Source organism: Streptodolium elevatio (assembly GCF_040649515.1).
GTDB classification, from domain to species: domain Bacteria; phylum Actinomycetota; class Actinomycetes; order Streptomycetales; family Streptomycetaceae; genus Yinghuangia; species Yinghuangia elevatio.
In genome coordinates this window covers 14995-32698 of the sequence record NZ_JBEZFP010000025.1, presented here as the reverse complement: position 1 = coordinate 32698, position 17704 = coordinate 14995, and the positions used below count along the sequence as shown (strand labels likewise).

The window sequence follows — 17704 nt, the reverse complement described above, 5'->3', positions numbered from 1 at the left end:
ACGCGTTGGCGCGTCGCGGCCGAGGGGTGCAGGGGAGCCACGCCATGGTGGTCATCGTGGGGGTCCGGACACTGCGGACAGTGCTCGACGACGGTGAGTTCTTCTGCCCGGAATGCGGCGGCGACCGGCGCTACCAATATGGCGTGGGACGGCGCTTCCTGGTCGTGTTCGGCATATCTGTGCTCCCGTTGTCCTGCTCGGCGGGAAGCGTCGAATGCGCGGTGTGCCGCGTGGCGTTCGACCGTACGGTGCTCGAAGTGCCCACCGGGCGAAGACTCACCGTGCTGCTCCGGGACGTGACCCGAGCACTGGCGGTCGGCGCGCTGGTCGCGGGCGGCGAGTCGTCGCCGGCCGCGCGGGCGGCCGCGATTGCGGCGGTGCGCGAGGTGGGGGTGTTGGCGTACACCGACGAACTGCTCGGCGCCGACCTGTACGCGCACATAGGCGACGACGACGCGGCGGAGGCACTTGCCGCGCTGGCGGACCACTTGGCACCCGAAGGGCGTGCGCGATTGGTCGCGGTGGGCGCGCGCGTGGCCCTGGCCGACGGGCCGTACCGCACGCTGGAACTGGACATGCTGCTGTCGGCCGGCGCGCGGCTCGGGCTCACGCGGGACGAAGTGGACCGGGTGCTCGACGAGGCCGCGGGACACATGCCGCTGTGAGTGCGGGGCCCTCGGCGGAACACCTGTCGGTCCCGGGAGTCAATAATGGGGGCATGGGTCTCTACCGCGACGAGGGTGTTGTGCTGCGCACCCAGAAGTTGGGTGAGGCGGACCGCATCATCACCCTGCTGACGCGCGGGCACGGCCGGATAAGGGCCGTGGCGCGGGGGGTACGCCGCACGAAGTCGAAGTTCGGCGCGCGCGTCGAGCCGTTCGCGCACGTCGACGCGCAGTTCTTCGTCAAGGGCAGCGACTTCCCCGGGCGCGGGCTGCCGGCGATCACGCAGGTGGAGACACTGGGGGCGTACGGCGGCGGGCTGGTCTCGGACTACCCGGCGTACACCGCGGGGACCGCGATCCTGGAGACCGCCGAGCGGCTCACCGACCACGAGGGGGAGCCCGCCCTCCAGCAGTACCTGCTGCTCATCGGGGCGCTTCGCACCCTCGGGGCCAAGTCCCACGAGCCCGCGCTGGTGCTCGACGCCTTCCTGCTGCGCTCGCTCGCGGTCGCCGGGTACGCGCCGAGCTTCGCCGACTGCGCGCGCTGCGGGCTCACCGGCCCGCACCGGTTCTTCTCCGTCGCGGGCGGCGGCGTAGTGTGCGGGGACTGCCGCCCGGCCGGATCCGTCGTACCCTCTCCCGAGGCCCTCGACCTGCTCGGCGCACTGCTGACCGGGGACTGGGCCGGTGCCGACGCGAGCGAGCCGCGGTACCGGCGTGAGGGCAGCGGCCTGGTGGCCGCGTATCTGCAATGGCACTTGGAGCGGGGAATCCGCTCGTTGAGACTGGTGGAGCGATCATCGTGAGTCAGGCACGCGGCCGATGGGGTCTGCTCTCCTTCCTGAGGAGGCCGCAGCAGTCTGCAGCGCGGACCGAGGCCCGGCAGCCGCACGAGTACCGCGAGCCCAAGCCGCACGCCGGTGGTGCGCAGCCGCCGGACTTCCCGCGTGACCTGGTGCCGCGGCACGTCGCGCTCGTCATGGACGGCAACGGCCGCTGGGCCAAGGAGCGCGGGTTGGCCCGCACCGACGGGCACACCGCCGGCGAGGCGTCGTTGTTCGACGTGGTCGAGGGGGCGGCGCAGATCGGTGTGGAGTACGTGTCGGCGTACGCCTTCTCCACCGAGAACTGGAAGCGCTCGCCCGAGGAGGTGCGCTTCCTGATGGGCTTCAACATCGAGACCATCCACCGGCGCATCGACGAGATGGACGAGCTGGGCGTGCGCATCCGCTGGTGCGGGCGGCGGCCGCGGCTGTGGAAGAGCGTCATCCGCGAGCTGGAGATCGCCGAGGAGCGCACCAAGCACAACACACGGCTGACGCTGGCGATGTGCATCAACTACGGCGGCCGCGCGGAGATCGTGGACGCGGCGGCCGCGCTGGCCGAGGACGTACGCGCCGGCAAGGTGGACCCGAAGAACGTCGACGAGCAGCTCTTCGCGAGCTACCTCGACGAGCCGGACATGCCGGACGTCGACCTGTTCATCCGTTCGTCGGGCGAGCAGCGCACCTCGAACTTCCTGCTGTGGCAGTCGGCGTACGCCGAGATGGTGTTCGACGACGTCCTCTGGCCGGACTTCGACCGCACGCACATGTGGAAGGCCGTCGAGTCGTACGTCTCCCGCGACCGCCGCTACGGCGGGGCGCTGCCGAACATCGTCACCGCCGACCCGGCTTCGCCCGCGGATACGAACGCCCGGTAAACCCGTAGCAAAACGGTCGCGGAACCGGGTGACATTTGCGGGCCGGAGGGCTGCCCGGATGCCAGCATGAACGGCATGTCCGAGCAGACCGTGCCCGCCCACGGACCACCGCCGCCCCACGGCCCCGACGCCGCGGACGCCGAGGCCGCGCGCCCTGAGGCCATGACCGCAGGGGGCGCCGACCCCCAGGCCGCGACGGCGGACGCGTCCGCGCGTACGCCCGTCTCCGTGTCCGCCACGGCAGCGGGAGCGGGGGAGGGAATCGGCGTAGGCGTGGGCGCGGGCGCCGGAGCGGGTGTTCCGGGGCAGGTGCGCGGCGCTTCCGGAGCCCCGGCGGCGCCGGCCGGTCCGTGGCGGCCCGGCCAACTCGAACTGTTCGTCGTGGGCCTGCTGGTGCTCCTCGTCGGCCAGTCGTGGATCGTCGACCGCCTCGACACGCGCGCGATCCAGACATGGAGCACGGTCTTCGTCGCGATCGCCGTGCAGGCGCTGCCGTTCCTGGTGCTCGGCACAGTCATCTCGGCGGCGATCACCGCTTTCGTCCCGGCGTCGGTCTTCACCAAGGTACTTCCGCGCAATCAGGCCCTCGCGGTGCCGGTCGCGGGCGCCGCGGGGGCGGTACTGCCCGGCTGTGAGTGCGCATCGGTGCCGGTCGCCGGGGGCCTGATGGCCCGAGGCGTGGCGCCCGCCGCGGCGCTCGCCTTCCTGCTCTCGGCTCCCGCGATCAACCCGATTGTCATGACGGCAACGGCCGTTGCCTTCCCGGGCCGACCCGAGATGGTGTTCGCGCGCTTCGCGGCGTCGCTGGCCACGGCCGTCTTCATGGGCTGGTTGTGGGTGCGGTTCGGCAAGGCGGAGTGGCTGCGCATCCCCAAGCGCTTCACCGAGGCGGGGTCCGGGTCGCGGTGGGAGGACTTCCGCACCGGGATGCAGCACGACTTCCTGCATGCCGGGGGCTTCCTGGTGGTCGGCGCCATCACCGCCGCGACACTCAATGTCACGGTGCCCAAGGACGTCATCGACGCGGTCTCCGACAACTGGTGGATCGGCGTCATCGCCCTGGCGTTCCTCGCCGTCATCCTGGCTGTGTGCTCGGAGGCCGACGCCTTCGTGGCGGCCAGCCTCACCGGCTTCTCGCCCACCGCCAAGCTCGCGTTCATGGTCGTCGGCCCGATGGTCGACGTGAAGCTGATCGCCCTGCAATCGGGCACGTTCGGCAAGGGCTTCGCGGCCCGGTTCTCCAGTGTGACGTTCGTCGTCGCGGTGCTGACCAGCATCGTCGTGGGGTGGTGGCTGCTGTGAAGCGCGACGTCCAGTCGATCGTGCTGGTCCTGATCGGCGCGGCGCTGCTGCGCATCTCGCTCGACGACGCGATGTACCTGAGGTACGTCAAGGAGGGCCTGCGGCCGGCGCTGATCGCCTCCGGGGTGATCCTGCTGGTGCTGGGCGCGGTCGGGGTGGTCCGCGACGGCATCCTGCGCAAGCACGAGCGCGCGGAGGCGCACGTACCCGCACACGACGCAGTCGGCGCCGACCAGGCGCACGGCGGGGGTGACCACGGCGACGACCACGGGGGAGACGGGGGAGACGGGGGAGACGGCGACCACGGTCACGGGCACGGCTCCGACCGCGGACACGGTGCTCACGAGGGGCATGACGGGCATGACGGGCACGGTCATGACCACAGCAAGGGACCACACGTCGCCTGGCTGCTCTGCCTCCCGGTGCTGGCGTTGTTCCTGATCGCGCCGCCGGCGCTCGGCTCGTACACCGCGGAGCGCTCCGACACCACGATCGCCAAGCCGGCCGCCAAGACGGTCGACGCGGGCTTCCCGGCGCTGCCGCCCGGCGACCCGTACGACATGACCCTCGGCGACTTCGGGGTACGCGCCGTCTGGGACCCCGCCGAGACACTGACGGGCCGCAACATCCGGCTGACCGGCTTCGCCACTCCCGGCAAGGACGGCACCTGGTACATCAACCGCCTGGTCATCAGCTGCTGTGCCGCCGACGCGGTGGCCCGCAAGGTCCAGATCCACGGCGTCCCCGCGCCGCCTACGGACACGTGGGTGACCGTGGTGGGCACCTGGCTGAAGACCGGTGAGGCCGCGTCCGAATCGGCGACGCCGGCCCTGACCGCCACGAGTGTGGAAACGGTCCCGGCGCCCAAGGAGCCGTACGAGTAGCCGGACCGCGCCGGACGCGCCTCAGCACCCGCGTACCTCCGAGCGAGGGCCGGGTGCGGGCCGGGGGCAGAGGCCGTCCGTGTCCGCGACGGGCGTCAGGGACAGGCGTCAGGGACGGGCGGCCAGGGTGCAGGGGCCGCAGGTGCCGAAGATCTCCAGTTCGTGGGAGACGTCCGTGAACCCGTGTTCGGCGGCGATGCGGCCTGCCCAGCGTTCGACGGCGGGGCCCTCGACTTCGACGGTACGGCCGCAGACGCGGCAGACCAGGTGGTGGTGGTGCCCCTGGCTGCACCGGCGGTAGACGGCCTCGCCGTCCTGGGTGCGCAGCACGTCGACCTCGCCGGCGTCGGCGAGGGACTGGAGCGTGCGGTAGACCGTCGTCAGGCCGACGGATTCCCCGCGCTGCTTGAGCAGGTCGTGCAGGTCCTGTGCGCTGCGGAAGTCCTCCACCTCGTCCAGCAGGCTCGACACGGCCGTGCGCTGCCGCGTCGACCTGCCACGGGCCGGGCTGTTCGCGGTGGTCACCGGGGCTCCTCCTCGACGGGCGGCTTCTCGACGGCGCCCGGGGCGCGGCGCGTCCCCGACATTGTGCCGGAAGCGGCGGTGCCGCCGTCGGGCCGCGGCGCGGCGCCGACCTGGAGGTCGTCCTGCGGGGCGTTGTCGAGAGCGCCGGGGTCGGCGGCGAGGTCGGCGGCGTGGGCCGCCCGGCGTGCGCGGCGGTGGTTGAGTGGCGCCGCGACCACGCCGACCACGACGAACAGGCCGATCGCGAGGAGCACGATGGTCGCGCCCGGCGGCGCCTCGACGTAGTAGGTGAGGGTGGTGCCGGAGACCGACACGACCACCCCGATGCCGATGGACGCCGCGGCGGTGAGGGCGAAATTGCGGGTGAGCTGCTGCGCGATGGCGACCGGTACCACCATCAGGGCGCTGACCAGCAGCAGGCCGACGACGCGCATGGCGACGGTGACGGTGACGGCGGCGGTCACCGCGATCAGGAGGTTGAGGGTACGGACGGGCAGGCCCGTGACGCGGGCGAACTCCTCGTCCTGACACACCGTGAACAGGGGCCGCCGCAGGCCGATGGTCACCGCGAGCACCGCGATCGCGAGGATGACGATCACCCGGAGATCGTCCTCGGAGACGGACGTCAGCTGGCCGAAGAGGTACGCGTCGAGGTTCGCCCCGGACTCGGACTGGCTCGCGAGCATCACACCGCCCGCGATGCCGCCGTAGAACAGGACGGACAGCGCGACGTCGCCGCTGACCTTGCTGCGCTCGCGGATCAGCTCGATCGCCACCGCGCCCGCGGCCGCGGTGATCACCGCGAAGAGCACCGGAGAGCCCTTGAGGAGCAGGCCGAGTCCGACGCCGGTGAGCGCCACGTGGCCGATGCCGTCGCCCATGAACGCCTGGCGGCGCTGCACGAGGTAGACACCGACGGCGGGTGCGGTCATGCCGACGAGCAGCGCGGCGAGCAGCGCGCGCTGCATGAACTCGTACTGGAGCAGGCTCACGTCGGCAGTCCCGGGTGTGTGGCGGTGTCGGTGGCGGGCGGGGCGGGGGTCACGAGAGCAGCCCGGGCCTGGCGTTGTGGTGGTCGTCGGCGTGCGGGTGCACGTGGTCGTGGCCGGGCAGCGCGTGCTGGCCGGTCGCGGGCGGCGGTGCGCCGTCGTGGCACACGCAGCCCTCGCGCAGCACCACGGCCCGGTCGATCAGCGGTTCGAGCGGGCCGAGTTCGTGCAGGACGAGCAGCACCGAGCGGCCCTCCTCCTGCTGGTGGTGCAGCGTCTCGGCCAAGACCTCCTGGCTGGCGAGGTCCACACCGGCCATCGGCTCGTCCATGATCAGCAGGTCGGGACGCCGGGCGAGGGCACGCGCGATGAGGACGCGCTGCTGCTGGCCGCCGGACAGCGCGTCGATGCCGTCGCGGGCCCGGTCGAGCATGCCGACGGCGTCGAGCGCCTCGTCGACCGCGGTGCGGTCGTCGCCGCCGAGGCGGAACATCCGGCGCCGGGTCAGGCGCCCGGACGCGACGACCTCGCGCACGCTCGCGGGTACGCCGGCTGCGGCGGTGGTGCGCTGCGGGACGTACCCGACGCGCGACCAGTCGCGGAACTTCGCGTACGGCGTCCCGAAGAGTTCGATGTGTCCGCCGGTGAGCGGTACCAGGCCGACGAGGGTGCGGACCACCGTGGACTTGCCGGAGCCGTTGGCGCCGAGCAGGGCGACCACCTCGCCGCGTGCCACCTTGAGGTCGACGCCACGCAGCACGGTCCGGCCGCCGAGGGCGGCGGTGCCGCCGGTCAGGCGTACGGCGGGGGGCGCGGTGGAGGCGGGTATCGCGGTGTCGGTCATCGTGGCACCACCCTGGCACGGGGCGGGGGGAGCCGCATGGGCGCGCTGCCCCGGTCGGCCGGGCTGCGCGGGCACCTGCCCCTGCCGCCGACGTGAGTTCACGAGCATGAGAGGGCCTTCCGCAGGGCGTCGAGGTTGGCGCGCATGACGGTGAAGTAGTCGGCCTTGCCCTCGTCCTTGATTCCCTCGATCGGGTCGAGGACGCCGGTCGAGACGCCGGTGTCGCGGGCCAGGGTCTCGGCGGTCTTCGGGCTCGCGAGGGTCTCGAAGAAGACCGTGGTGACGCCCTTCTCCTTCACCAGCTTCTGGAGTTCGGCGATGCGGGCCGGGGCCGGCTCGGACTTGGGGTTGACGCCGTTGACCGCGACCTCGTGCAGGCCGTAGCGCTCGGCGAGGTAGCCGAAGGCGGCGTGGCTGGTGACGAACTCCCTGCGCTGGCAGGTCGCCAGGCCGGCCTTGTACTCGTTGTCGAGGGCGTCGAGCTTGCCGGTCAGGTCGGCGGCGCGGGTGCGGTAGTCCTGGGCGTGCGCGGGGTCGGCCTGGGCGAGCGTCTCGGCGACGCCGTTCGCGACGGCGGCCAGGCGGGTCGGGTCGAGCCACAGGTGCGGGTCGCCGCCGTCGCCGACGGCGTGGTCATGGCCGTCGTCCGCGCTGTGCTCCTCCTCCGCGTGGTCTTCCTCGCCCGCGTGTCCGGAGCCGTCGACCTCGGTGCCGTGCGTCTCCAGCGGGCTGAGCGCGCTCGCGTCGACGGTGTGCTTCGGCTTGTTCTGGTCGACGGCCTTGTCGACGGCGGGCTGGAAGCCCTTGAGGTACAGCACCACGTCGGCGTCCGAGACGCTTGCCACCTGCTTGGCGGTCAGTTCGAGGTCGTGCGGCTCGGCGCCGGCCTTGGTCAGATTGGTGATCCTGACCTCGGGGCCGCCGACCTGCTGGGCGACGAACTTGAGGGGGTAGAACGACGCGACTACGTCCACCGATCCGCTGCCCGACGCCCCGGCCTTGTCGTCCGTGCCGCACCCGGTGAGCAGCAGCGCGGACGCGGTGGTCGCGGCAAGCAGGGACATGGGGACGGCGCGGCGTATGTTCATGACAATCATTCTCAACTTAGATGACAATGATTGTCAATTGCGCATGTTCGGGGCGGATGCCGCGCGGGCCGACGGGCCTGCGCCATTGCGGGTGACAACGACGTGGCCGCGGTACTCCGCGCGCCGGTACCCTGTGCGAACACCGTCACTGACCGCATCGTCGCACCGAAGAGAGCATCGTGGCCGCCGACAAGATCGACACCATCGTCCAGCTGAGCAAGCGCCGCGGGTTCGTCTACCCGTGCAGTGAGATCTACGGCGGCCAGCGGGCCGCGTGGGACTACGGACCGCTCGGCGTGGAGCTCAAGGAGAACATCAAGCGCCAGTGGTGGCGCTCGATGGTCACCTCGCGCGACGACATCGTCGGACTGGACTCGTCGGTCATCCTCGCGCGCGAGGTGTGGGAGGCGTCCGGCCACGTCGAGGCGTTCGTCGACCCGCTGACCGAGTGCACCTCGTGTCACAAGCGGTTCCGCGCCGACCACCTCGAAGAGGCCTACGAGGCCAAGCACGGCCGCCCGCCGGCCGACGGCCTCGCCGACGTCAACTGCCCCAACTGCGGCACCAAGGGCGCGTTCACCGAGCCGAAGCTGTTCAACGGGCTGCTGCAGACGTACCTCGGCCCGGTGCAGGACGAGTCGGGCCGCGCGTACCTGCGTCCCGAGACGGCGCAGGGCATCTTCGTGAACTACAAGCTCGTGCAGGAGAGCGCCCGCAAGAAGCCGCCGTTCGGCATCGCGCAGATCGGCAAGAGCTTCCGCAACGAGATCACGCCGGGCAACTTCATCTTCCGCACGCGCGAGTTCGAGCAGATGGAGATGGAGTTCTTCGTCAAGCCGGGCGAGGACGAGCAGTGGCACGAGTACTGGCTCCAGGAGCGCTGGAACTGGTACACCGGGCTCGGGCTGCGCGAGGAGAACATGCGCTTCTTCGAGCACCCGAAGGAGAAGCTGTCGCACTACTCCAAGCGGACCGCGGACATCGAGTACCGCTTCCAGTTCGGCGGCAACGAGTTCGGTGAGCTCGAAGGCGTCGCGAACCGCACCGACTTCGACCTCTCGACGCACTCCAAGCACTCCGGCACCGACCTCTCCTACTTCGACCAGGAGACGAAGGAGCGCTGGATGCCGTACGTCATCGAGCCGGCCGCCGGTGTGAACCGCGCGATGCTCGCGTTCATGATCGACGCGTACAACGAGGACGAGGCGCCCAACGCCAAGGGCGTCATGGAGAAGCGCGTCGTCATGCGCCTCGACCCGCGACTGTCGCCGGTCAAGGCCGCCGTGCTCCCGCTGTCGCGCAACGCCGACCTGTCGCCCAAGGCGCGCGGGCTCGCCGCCGACCTGCGGCAGTTCTGGAACGTCGACTTCGACGACGCGGGCGCCATCGGCCGCCGCTACCGCCGCCAGGACGAGATCGGCACGCCGTTCTGCATCACCGTCGACTTCGACACCCTCGAGGACAACGCGGTCACCATCCGGGACCGCGACACCATGGGCCAGGAGCGCGTCTCGCTCGACCGCGTGCGCGAGTTCCTGGCGCCGCGCCTGCTGGGCTGCTGAGCGCCGGCTTCTTCGCGCGCCCGCGCTTTCGTGCAGTACCCGGGCCCCGGGTTCCGTGCCGCCACTGTGATGGCGGAAATCGGAATCCGGGGCCTTTGGTGTGTCCGGACTGTCCTTGGCGCTCCGTGCCGAGCCGGCGTTGCGGTGCGCGGCCCTCGGTGCGCGGCCTTGGCGCTCGGACTCGTTGCCCGGTGCTCGGCGAGTACCTCGGTCACTTTGAAGTGCCTACTTCCGCGCGGTCGGCGCCGGGCGCACGATGTTCCCAGGAGCCAATAGGCACCAAAAGGAACTAAGGGGCTCAGTGGGAACTGACCCCACCCTGCGAGGAGGGCACCATCATGGCCACCACGACCCGCGAATTCTCCGCCGTCGCCGACGATTTCCTGCGTACCGTCGCCGAGATCAAGTACGCCACGATGACCACCGTCGACGGCCTGGGGAGGCCGCGGGCACGCGTACTGCTGCCGATCTGGGAGGTGGTCGACGGCAGGCCGGTCGGGTGGCTCGCGAGCTTCCCGACGCGCGTCAAGAAGGCTCATCTCGCGGCGAACCCGCACTCGACCCTGTCGTACTGGGCGCCTTCGCAGAACACGGCCTCGGCGGACGCCGTCACGGCCTGGGTCGAGGACCCCGAGACCAAGCATGCCGTCTGGGAGCTGTATCGGAAGGGCAGCCCGCGCGGTGTGGGCTACGACCCACGCGCGTACTGGCCACAGGGGCCGGACGACCCCGGATACCACCTGCTCCGCTTCGACCCGTTCCGCGTCCAGGTGATGTCGGGGCGCGACCTGGCGACGGGTCGCCCGGCCCGGATCTGGGTCGCGGATCCGGTCCAGGCAGGGAGGTGAGTGCCGTGGCTTGTCAAGCGCTCCCGCGTGATTCCCCAGCGGGTGCAACCCGCTGGTAGCCTCCTGGCCCGGCCGCGAATCCCCTTGTGCCACTCGGGATTTCGCGGCCTGGTCCACGCCGCCGCCCGCCTTCCGGACACGTCGGAACGCGAGCGGCGACCCACGGGGGAGGTTCATTCAGAACGTGGCAGATGTGCCCTTTACCAAGGCGTACCGGACGCACTACGCGGCCGTCCTCAAGTACGTGCTGCGCAGGACCCACGATCCCGAGAGCGCGCAGGACATCGTGGCCGAGGTGTTCGCCGCCGCGTGGCGCCGCCGGGACACTTGGCTCGGGCCCGCCGAAGCCGAGCAGCTGATGTACCTCTACCGCACGGCGTATCTGACCGTGCAGAACGCGAACCGCGCGCAGTCGCGGCTCACCCGGCTCTTCCACCGCGCGCAGCGCGATCCGCTGACCGCTCCCGAGCCCCGGGCCGACGAGGACGAGACCGCACAGGAGGTCCTCGCCCGGGCCGCGGCCGCACGGGCGTACGCCGCGCTGTCGGCCGGCGACCGCGAGGTGCTGGCGCTGATCGCCTGGGAGGTGCTGGGCGCCCGCGACGTCGCGAAGGTGCTCGGACTGCGTACTGTCGACGCCGCGCATTCGCGAATCCACCGGGCACGCAAGAATCTTGAGCGCGGGTTGGTGGACGTGGACATGGGCATGGACATGGACACAGGCGGGGACGCGGACGGCGATGCGACCGCGCCGAGCGCGGCGGGGAGAGGTGTATGACGCGGGACGGCAGCGGCGACGAGGCCGCGATCCGCGCGTTGCTCGGCGGCGCCGACCCCGCCGGAGCACCCGAGTACGACGAGTTGCTGCGCGACCCGATCCCGCCGCCGCCCCTCGATGCCGCCGCGGCGGGCCCGGTGCGAGTACGCGGCGCCGGGCGGTTCTCGCGGCGCGCACGATGGGGACTCGTCGGCGTGGTGGCCGTGTTCGCGGGTGCCGGGGGAGTGGCCGTCGGTTGGGACGGCCGGGCGAGCCGCTCCGAGAACACCGACGTGATTCGGTGCTACTCGGACACCGACGTCGGCGGTGGCGACACGTTCAACGGCGCGGTGGCCGGCATCGGCCGAGGCGCGAAAGACTCGGGCGAACCGTCGCCGGTGATCGAGACCTGTTCGTCGATGTGGCGCACCGGGATGCTCGTTCCGGGGGGCCACCTCCGCGAGACGCAGGCGGGAGCCGACCTGCCGGTGCCACCCCTGATCACTTGCGTGGCCCACGGGAACGTGTCCGCACTTCCCGCGTTCAACGGCGAGACCTGCGCGTCGCTGAAGTTGAGGACCTGGCCGACGGAATAGCGCCGCGGCCGAAGCCTTCCCGCCCCTCGGCCCGACCCCGGCCCCGGCGGCACGCGGCAGCCGGGGCCGGGGCGCGATCAGACGGAGTCCGCCGCGCGCAGGCGTGCGCGCGTCTCCATCAGCGCGAAGCCCAGGAGGTTGAGGCCCTGCCAGTTCTCCGGCTGGTCGGCGTACGCCTCCGTGGCCGACAGGCCGATGCCCCACACCCGGTCCCGCGGACTTGCCTCCACGAGCACCCGCGTGTTCGTGCCGAGCAGGTACGCGCGCAGCGCCGGGTCCTGCCCGAACTTTGCGACGTTGCCCGCGACGACCAACTCGAACCGGCCCGCAACCCACGTGGCTTCGTCGAAGCCGCGCACCTGGCGGCCCACCGCCTTCGCCGTTTTGGGGTGCTTGGCCGTGATGGCGCGCTTCTCCGCCTCGGCGTCGCCGAACATGCGGGCCTTGCCGGCCATCATCCAGTGCTCGGCCGTCGCGTAGGTCACGCCGTCGACCGTGAACGGCGAGGGCCACCACTGGCTGAGGCACCCGGCCCCCAGCGAGCCGTCGGCCTGCGGCTGGTGCCCCCAGAAGTGCAGGAAGCGTACGCGCCGGCCCGTCGCGACCAGCGCCTTCAGGCTCTCCACGTCGCGGGGCTCGGGGGTGCTGCCGGGCGCCGCCTCGCGAGCCGCGCCGTGGGCTGCCTCGTGGGTCGACCCGGGCTGTGTCTGCGCGTTCATGTTCCCCGCCTCCGATGTTCGCGGCCATGCCGACGCGACAATCGTGGCAGGCCGCAGTGACCGGGGCCACTGGTTTTTCTCGCTATGAGAACAACGAGACGGTGGGCGGCAGGACGTGAGCGGAAAGCGGTCGGAATCGCAGACCGAACCGAAGACCAAACCGAAGACCGAACCGAAGACCGAACCGCAAACAGGCACGCAGACCGATGCGCAGGCCGACACGCGGACGGACCGGGCCGGAACGCAGGCGGCAATGCAGTGGACCGGGTGGGTGACAATGGGTGCATCTGCCGCAGCCGACCAGGAGCGATCCGCCATGACCCCGACCGGGACGCCCGCCGCCGAGACCCGTCCGGCGGCGACGGAGTTCGCGCCGCTGCGGCTCGGCTCTGTCGAGGTATGGCCGCCGGTCGTACTCGCCCCGATGGCGGGCATCACCAATGCCCCCTTCCGCACGCTGTGCCAGGAGCAGGCGGAGCGCGCGACCGAGGTACGCCCGGCAGGCCTGTACGTCAGCGAGATGATCACCACGCGCGCACTGGTCGAACGCGACGACAAGACGATGCGGCTCATCCGCTTCGCCGAGACCGAGCGCCCGCGCAGCATCCAGTTGTACGGCGTGGACCCGGACGTCGTCGGCCGCGCCGCCGCGATGATCGTCGACGAGGACCTCGCCGACCACATCGACCTCAACTTCGGCTGCCCGGTGCCCAAGGTCACCCGCAAGGGCGGCGGTTCGGCACTGCCGTACAAGCGCAACCTGCTGCGCGACATCCTGCGTTCGGCGGTCAAGAACGCCCGGCACCTGCCCGTCACCATGAAGATGCGCAAGGGCATCGACGACGAGCACCTGACCTACCTCGACGCCGGTCGCATCGCCCAGGACGAGGGCGTCACCTGGGTCGCGCTGCACGGCCGCACCGCGCAGCAGCACTACGGCGGCACCGCCGACTGGTCCTCGATCGCCCGCCTCAAGGAGGCCGTGGACATCCCGGTCCTGGGGAACGGCGACATCTGGGACGCCGACGACGCGCTGCGCATGCTGCGCGAGACCGGGTGCGACGGCGTGGTCGTCGGGCGCGGCTGCCTCGGCCGCCCCTGGCTGTTCCGCGACCTGGTCTCCGTCTTCGAGGGCAGCGACGAGCGTGCGCGCCCCGCGCTGCGCGAAGTCGCCGCGGTCATGCGCAGGCACGCCGAACTGCTCGGTGGCTGGATGGGCGAGGAGCGCGGCGTCACGGACTTCCGCAAGCACGTCGCCTGGTACACCAAGGGGTTCTCGGTGGGCTCGGAGATGCGCCGCGGCCTCGCGATGGTCGGCAACCTCGCCGAACTCGACGAACTCCTCGGTGGCCTGCACCTGGACCAGCCGTGGCCCGCCGGTGCCGACGGCCCGCGTGGCCGCACAGCTGGGGGCAAGAAGGTCGTGCTCCCGGAGGGCTGGCTCGACGACCCCGAGTGCGCCACGCCGCCGTCCGACGCCGAGCTCGACCACTCCGGCGGCTGACCGGCCGCGGGCGGACGCCCGATTCCCGGCCCCGACAAGCCGCTACCGGGTGCGTGGACGCGTGAACCAGGTCTTTGCCTCGGCGGTGGCCAACTGCGCGATGAGCACGCCCTGAACGACGGCCCCGACCAGGAGCTGCGGTTGACCCTGAGCCGCACGGCCGAGCGCGACCAGGATGCCGAGGCTCGCACAGACGATGGCCCCGATGTGCACACCCCGGCGCCCGGTCCCGAACCGCAGCGCCAGGACGAACGCGACGATGTTGGTGACGGAGGCCCCGAGCACAAACCCGGCGGTGCGGGCGGATTGGTCGGCGGCGCCGGCGACGACGGCCACGGCGAACGTGAGGCCGAAAAGGAGGTAGACCATGATCCGCGCGGTCCGCACCGACTTCGGCATCTCGACCGGGTACGGCAGCGGCTGCCCGTAGCCCGGTCCGACGTGCGGAGGGTACGGCTGCTGGCCATAGGGCCCGTACCCGTAGGCCGCCTGACCGTACGGCTGCGGGTGGGGCTGCCCGTGCTGGAACGGTCCGGGAGTGGGTTGTTGCTGGGGCTGCTCCGGGTCCGACGACTGCCAGTATGGCTGCCGGTGACGGGAGGACTCGGGCATCTGCGGGTCGGACATCCACGCGATGTTACTGCGACGGCCACGAAAGCTCGCCGCACTACGCCCGGGCCGCCGTCGGCGGGGTTCGGCGGCGCCGACGTGCCGGGGCACTCGCGTGGCGTGATCCTGGTGTGAGGGCATGCCCGACCGACGCGGGCGGGTACGCTCCCGGCCATCAGGGCAATTGGGCCGCGCGAATACCGCCGGTTCTTGCGCGGAGCCTCCCTCGGCTCCGCGGCGGCGGTCACGCGGCTCTCCGTCGTGCGCGAGGGGGATACCCGTGCCGAACTCCCCGAAATACGTCTACGCCTTCGCCGAGGGCAACAAGGACCTCAAGGACCTGCTCGGCGGCAAGGGCGCCAATCTGGCGGAGATGAGCAACCTCGGGCTGCCCGTGCCGCCCGGGTTCACGATCACGACCGAGGCGTGCCGCGCCTACCTCGCCGGTGGCGAGGAGCCCACCGGCCTGCGCGGCGAGGTCGACGCCCACCTGGCCGCGCTCGAGGAGCGCATGGGCCGCAGGCTCGGGCAGCCGGACGACCCGCTGCTGGTGTCCGTGCGGTCCGGTGCCGCGTTCTCGATGCCGGGGATGATGGACACCGTCCTCAACATCGGCCTCTCGGACGCGTCGGTCGACGGGCTCGCCGCCCAGGCCGGCGACGAGCGCTTCGCCTGGGACTCCTACCGGCGGCTCATCCAGATGTTCGGAAAGACCGTCCTGGGTGTGGACGGCGAGCTTTTCGAGGAGCGCCTGGAGTCGGCCAAGGACGCCAAGGGTGCCGCGTCGGACCTCGACCTGGACGCGTCGGACCTGCGGTCCCTCGTCACCGCGTACAAGGAACTCGTCGCCAAGGAAGCCGGCCAGGACTTCCCGCAGGACCCCAGGACCCAGCTCGACCTGGCCGTCCGCGCGGTCTTCTCGTCCTGGAACGGCGAACGGGCGCGGCTCTACCGCAGGCAGGAGCGCATCCCCGACGACCTGGGCACCGCGGTCAACATCGTCGCGATGGTGTTCGGCAACCTGGGCGCCGACTCCGGCACTGGGGTCGCCTTCACCCGCGACCCGGCGACCGGCAAACAGGGGGTGTACGGCGACTACCTCGCCAACGCGCAGGGGGAGGACGTCGTCGCGGGCATCCGCAACACCGTGTCGCTCGCCGACCTCGAACGCCTCGACAAGTCCTCCTACGACCAACTCCTCGACATCATGCGCACCTTGGAGGACCACTACCGGGACCTGTGCGACATCGAGTTCACCATCGAGCGCGGCACGCTCTGGATGCTGCAGACCCGGGTCGGCAAGCGCACCGCCGAGGCCGCGTTCCGTATCGCGGCGCAACTCGTCGACCAGGGGCTCATCGACGAGGACGAGGCACTGCGTCGCGTCACAGGCGCGCAGCTCGCCCAACTGATGTTCCCCCGGTTCGCAGAGCGCACCGAGCGCACCGAGCGCGCCGGCGCATCCGGCGACGGGCCGGACGCCGGCGACGACGGGGATTTCCGGCCGATCGCGCGGGGCATCGCGGCCTCGCCCGGAGCGGCCGTGGGCCGCGCGGTCTTCGACCAGGACACCGCCGTCGAATGGGCGAACAACGGCGACCGCGTGATCCTGGTGCGCCGCGAGACCAATCCGGACGACCTCGCCGGGATGGTCGCCGCCGAGGGCATCCTCACCAGCCGCGGCGGCAAGACCTCGCACGCCGCGGTGGTCGCCCGCGGCATGGGCAAGACCTGTGTGTGCGGGGCGGAATCGCTCGACGTCGACCCCGGACGGCGCCGGTTCACCGCCCCCGGCGGCATCGAGGTCGGCGAAGGGGATGTCATTTCCGTCGACGGCACGAGCGGTTGCGTCTACCTCGGGGAGGCACCCGTCGTGCCCTCCGCGGTCGTCGACTACTTCGAGGGCCGCACGGCCCCGACCGACGGCGAGTCCGACGCGTTGGTGCCGGCCGTCCACCGGATCATGGCGCACGCCGACGCGCGCAGGCGCCTGCGCGTGCGCGCCAACGCCGACACCGGCGAGGACGCCGAGCGCGCACTGCGGTTCGGGGCCGAGGGCATCGGCCTGCTGCGCACCGAGCACATGTTCCTCGGGGAACGGCGCAAGCACGTCGAGCGCCTGGTGCTCGCCGACACCGACGACGGGCGCACCGCCGCTCTGGATGCGCTGCTGCCGCTCCAACGCCGGGACTTCGCGGACGTGCTCGCCGCGATGGACGGACTTCCGGTGACGATCCGCCTCCTCGACCCGCCGCTGCACGAGTTCCTGCCCGACCTGACCGACCTCTCCGTGCGCGTCGCCCTCGCCGAGGCCCGCGGCGAGGAGGACGCCGACGACCGGGCCCTGCTGGACGCCGTCCGGAGGCTGCACGAGCAGAACCCGATGCTGGGTCTGCGCGGCGTGCGGCTCGGACTGGTGATCCCCGGGCTGTTCGCGATGCAGATCCGGGCGATCGCCGAGGCGGCCGCCGAGCGGGTCCGCGAGGGCGGCACCCCGCACGCCGAGATCATGGTCCCGCTCGTCGGCGGCGTCCAGGAGCTGGAGATCATCCGCGACGAGGCGCACTCGGTCTTCGCCGCGGTGGCCGAGGAGACGGGGGCGGAGGTGTCCTTCCCGGTGGGCACGATGATCGAGCTGCCGCGGGCCGCGCTCACCGCGGGGCAGATCGCGGAAGCCGCCGAGTTCTTCTCCTTCGGCACCAACGACCTCACCCAGACGACCTGGGGGTTCTCCCGCGACGACGTCGAGGCGTCCTTCTTCACCGCCTACCTGGACGCGGGCATCTTCGGGGTCTCCCCGTTCGAGACGCTGGACCGGGACGGGGTGGGCCGGCTCGTCGCCCTCGCGGTGTCCGAGGGCCGTGCCACGCGCCCAGACCTCGCGCTCGGCGTGTGCGGCGAGCACGGCGGCGATCCGGAGTCGGTGCGGTTCTTCCACGACGTGGGACTCGACTACGTCTCCTGCTCGCCGTTCCGCCTGCCGGTGGCCCGCCTGGAGGCCGGCCGCGCCGCCGTCGCGCGGGACGGAGGGAAGGGCGGAGACACCCGCTGACCTGGTGGTCGGTCGGTTTTGGTGGAGTTGGCCGCAATACGCAGGTGTTGCGGCCACT

General features: G+C 71.6%; 17 protein-coding genes. 11 read left to right on the top strand and 6 right to left on the bottom strand.

The window, feature by feature from the left end:
- The first annotated feature begins 44 nt into the window (after positions 1 to 44).
- The 5 genes from AB0C36_RS12565 to AB0C36_RS12545 all read left to right on the top strand — a co-directional run bounded on the left by AB0C36_RS12565 (position 45) and on the right by AB0C36_RS12545 (position 4553).
- Positions 45 to 665, top strand: a complete 621-nt coding sequence (locus AB0C36_RS12565) for a TerB family tellurite resistance protein (protein WP_358352896.1) — start codon at positions 45 to 47, stop codon at positions 663 to 665.
- 53 nt (positions 666 to 718) lie between these two features.
- On the top strand, positions 719 to 1471 hold the full coding sequence (gene recO, locus AB0C36_RS12560) for a DNA repair protein RecO (RefSeq protein WP_358352894.1): 753 nt from the start codon (positions 719 to 721) through the stop codon (positions 1469 to 1471).
- 35 nt (positions 1472 to 1506) lie between these two features.
- On the top strand, positions 1507 to 2367 hold the full coding sequence (locus AB0C36_RS12555; RefSeq protein WP_358352978.1) for an isoprenyl transferase: 861 nt from the start codon (positions 1507 to 1509) through the stop codon (positions 2365 to 2367).
- Between the two features lie 75 nt (positions 2368 to 2442).
- Positions 2443 to 3669 (top strand): permease, encoded by a 1227-nt coding sequence (locus AB0C36_RS12550; protein ID WP_358352892.1) that lies wholly within the window; start codon positions 2443 to 2445, stop codon positions 3667 to 3669.
- Entirely contained in the window at positions 3654 to 4553 is a 900-nt protein-coding gene (locus AB0C36_RS12545; protein WP_358352890.1) for a TIGR03943 family putative permease subunit, read from the top strand. Before AB0C36_RS12550 ends, AB0C36_RS12545 begins: the two co-directional genes overlap by 16 nt.
- Positions 4554 to 4661: 108 nt before the next feature.
- Here the strand turns inward: AB0C36_RS12545 and AB0C36_RS12540 are convergent, their stop codons facing one another.
- The 4 genes from AB0C36_RS12540 to AB0C36_RS12525 form a co-directional block, all read right to left on the bottom strand.
- Entirely contained in the window at positions 4662 to 5078 is a 417-nt protein-coding gene (locus AB0C36_RS12540) for a Fur family transcriptional regulator (protein ID WP_358352888.1), read from the bottom strand.
- The gene (locus AB0C36_RS12535) at positions 5075 to 6070 is read right to left on the bottom strand and encodes a metal ABC transporter permease (protein ID WP_358352886.1); all 996 of its coding nucleotides are present in this window, start codon (positions 6068 to 6070) and stop codon (positions 5075 to 5077) included. The genes AB0C36_RS12540 and AB0C36_RS12535 overlap by 4 nt, the downstream gene beginning before the upstream one ends.
- Positions 6071 to 6119: 49 nt before the next feature.
- Positions 6120 to 6911, bottom strand: a complete 792-nt coding sequence (locus AB0C36_RS12530) for a metal ABC transporter ATP-binding protein (RefSeq protein ID WP_358352884.1) — start codon at positions 6909 to 6911, stop codon at positions 6120 to 6122.
- A 98-nt stretch (positions 6912 to 7009) separates the two neighbouring features.
- The gene (locus AB0C36_RS12525) at positions 7010 to 7999 is read right to left on the bottom strand and encodes a metal ABC transporter substrate-binding protein (RefSeq protein ID WP_358352883.1); all 990 of its coding nucleotides are present in this window, start codon (positions 7997 to 7999) and stop codon (positions 7010 to 7012) included.
- Between the two features lie 179 nt (positions 8000 to 8178).
- Here AB0C36_RS12525 and AB0C36_RS12520 point away from each other — a divergent pair, with 179 nt between their 5' ends.
- The 4 genes from AB0C36_RS12520 to AB0C36_RS12505 all read left to right on the top strand — a co-directional run bounded on the left by AB0C36_RS12520 (position 8179) and on the right by AB0C36_RS12505 (position 11762).
- Positions 8179 to 9561, top strand: a complete 1383-nt coding sequence (locus AB0C36_RS12520) for a glycine--tRNA ligase (RefSeq protein WP_358352881.1) — start codon at positions 8179 to 8181, stop codon at positions 9559 to 9561.
- Between the two features lie 338 nt (positions 9562 to 9899).
- A complete protein-coding gene (locus AB0C36_RS12515; RefSeq protein ID WP_358352879.1) occupies positions 9900 to 10409 on the top strand; it encodes a pyridoxamine 5'-phosphate oxidase family protein in 510 nt (169 codons plus the stop codon).
- Positions 10410 to 10602: 193 nt separating this feature from the next.
- Complete coding sequence (locus AB0C36_RS12510; RefSeq protein WP_358352877.1) at positions 10603 to 11187, top strand: RNA polymerase sigma factor; 585 nt, start codon at positions 10603 to 10605, stop codon at positions 11185 to 11187.
- Positions 11184 to 11762 carry a hypothetical protein gene (locus tag AB0C36_RS12505; protein WP_358352875.1) on the top strand — a complete coding sequence of 193 codons (579 nt, stop codon included), beginning with the start codon at positions 11184 to 11186 and terminating at the stop codon, positions 11760 to 11762. The genes AB0C36_RS12510 and AB0C36_RS12505 overlap by 4 nt, the downstream gene beginning before the upstream one ends.
- A 77-nt stretch (positions 11763 to 11839) precedes the next feature.
- Here the strand turns inward: AB0C36_RS12505 and ybiA are convergent, their stop codons facing one another.
- Complete coding sequence (ybiA, locus tag AB0C36_RS12500) at positions 11840 to 12481, bottom strand: riboflavin biosynthesis intermediates N-glycosidase (RefSeq protein WP_358352874.1); 642 nt, start codon at positions 12479 to 12481, stop codon at positions 11840 to 11842.
- Between the two features lie 316 nt (positions 12482 to 12797).
- Here ybiA and dusB point away from each other — a divergent pair, with 316 nt between their 5' ends.
- Entirely contained in the window at positions 12798 to 13985 is a 1188-nt protein-coding gene (gene dusB / locus AB0C36_RS12495; protein ID WP_358352872.1) for a tRNA dihydrouridine synthase DusB, read from the top strand.
- 42 nt (positions 13986 to 14027) lie between these two features.
- On the opposite strand, the gene AB0C36_RS12490 is transcribed toward dusB, so the two are convergent.
- Positions 14028 to 14612 (bottom strand): hypothetical protein, encoded by a 585-nt coding sequence (locus AB0C36_RS12490; RefSeq protein ID WP_358352871.1) that lies wholly within the window; start codon positions 14610 to 14612, stop codon positions 14028 to 14030.
- 121 nt (positions 14613 to 14733) lie between these two features.
- Between AB0C36_RS12490 and ppdK the strand changes: the two genes are divergently transcribed.
- Positions 14734 to 17646 carry a pyruvate, phosphate dikinase gene (gene ppdK, locus AB0C36_RS12485; protein WP_435839030.1) on the top strand — a complete coding sequence of 971 codons (2913 nt, stop codon included), beginning with the start codon at positions 14734 to 14736 and terminating at the stop codon, positions 17644 to 17646.
- Positions 17647 to 17704: the final 58 nt, after the last annotated feature.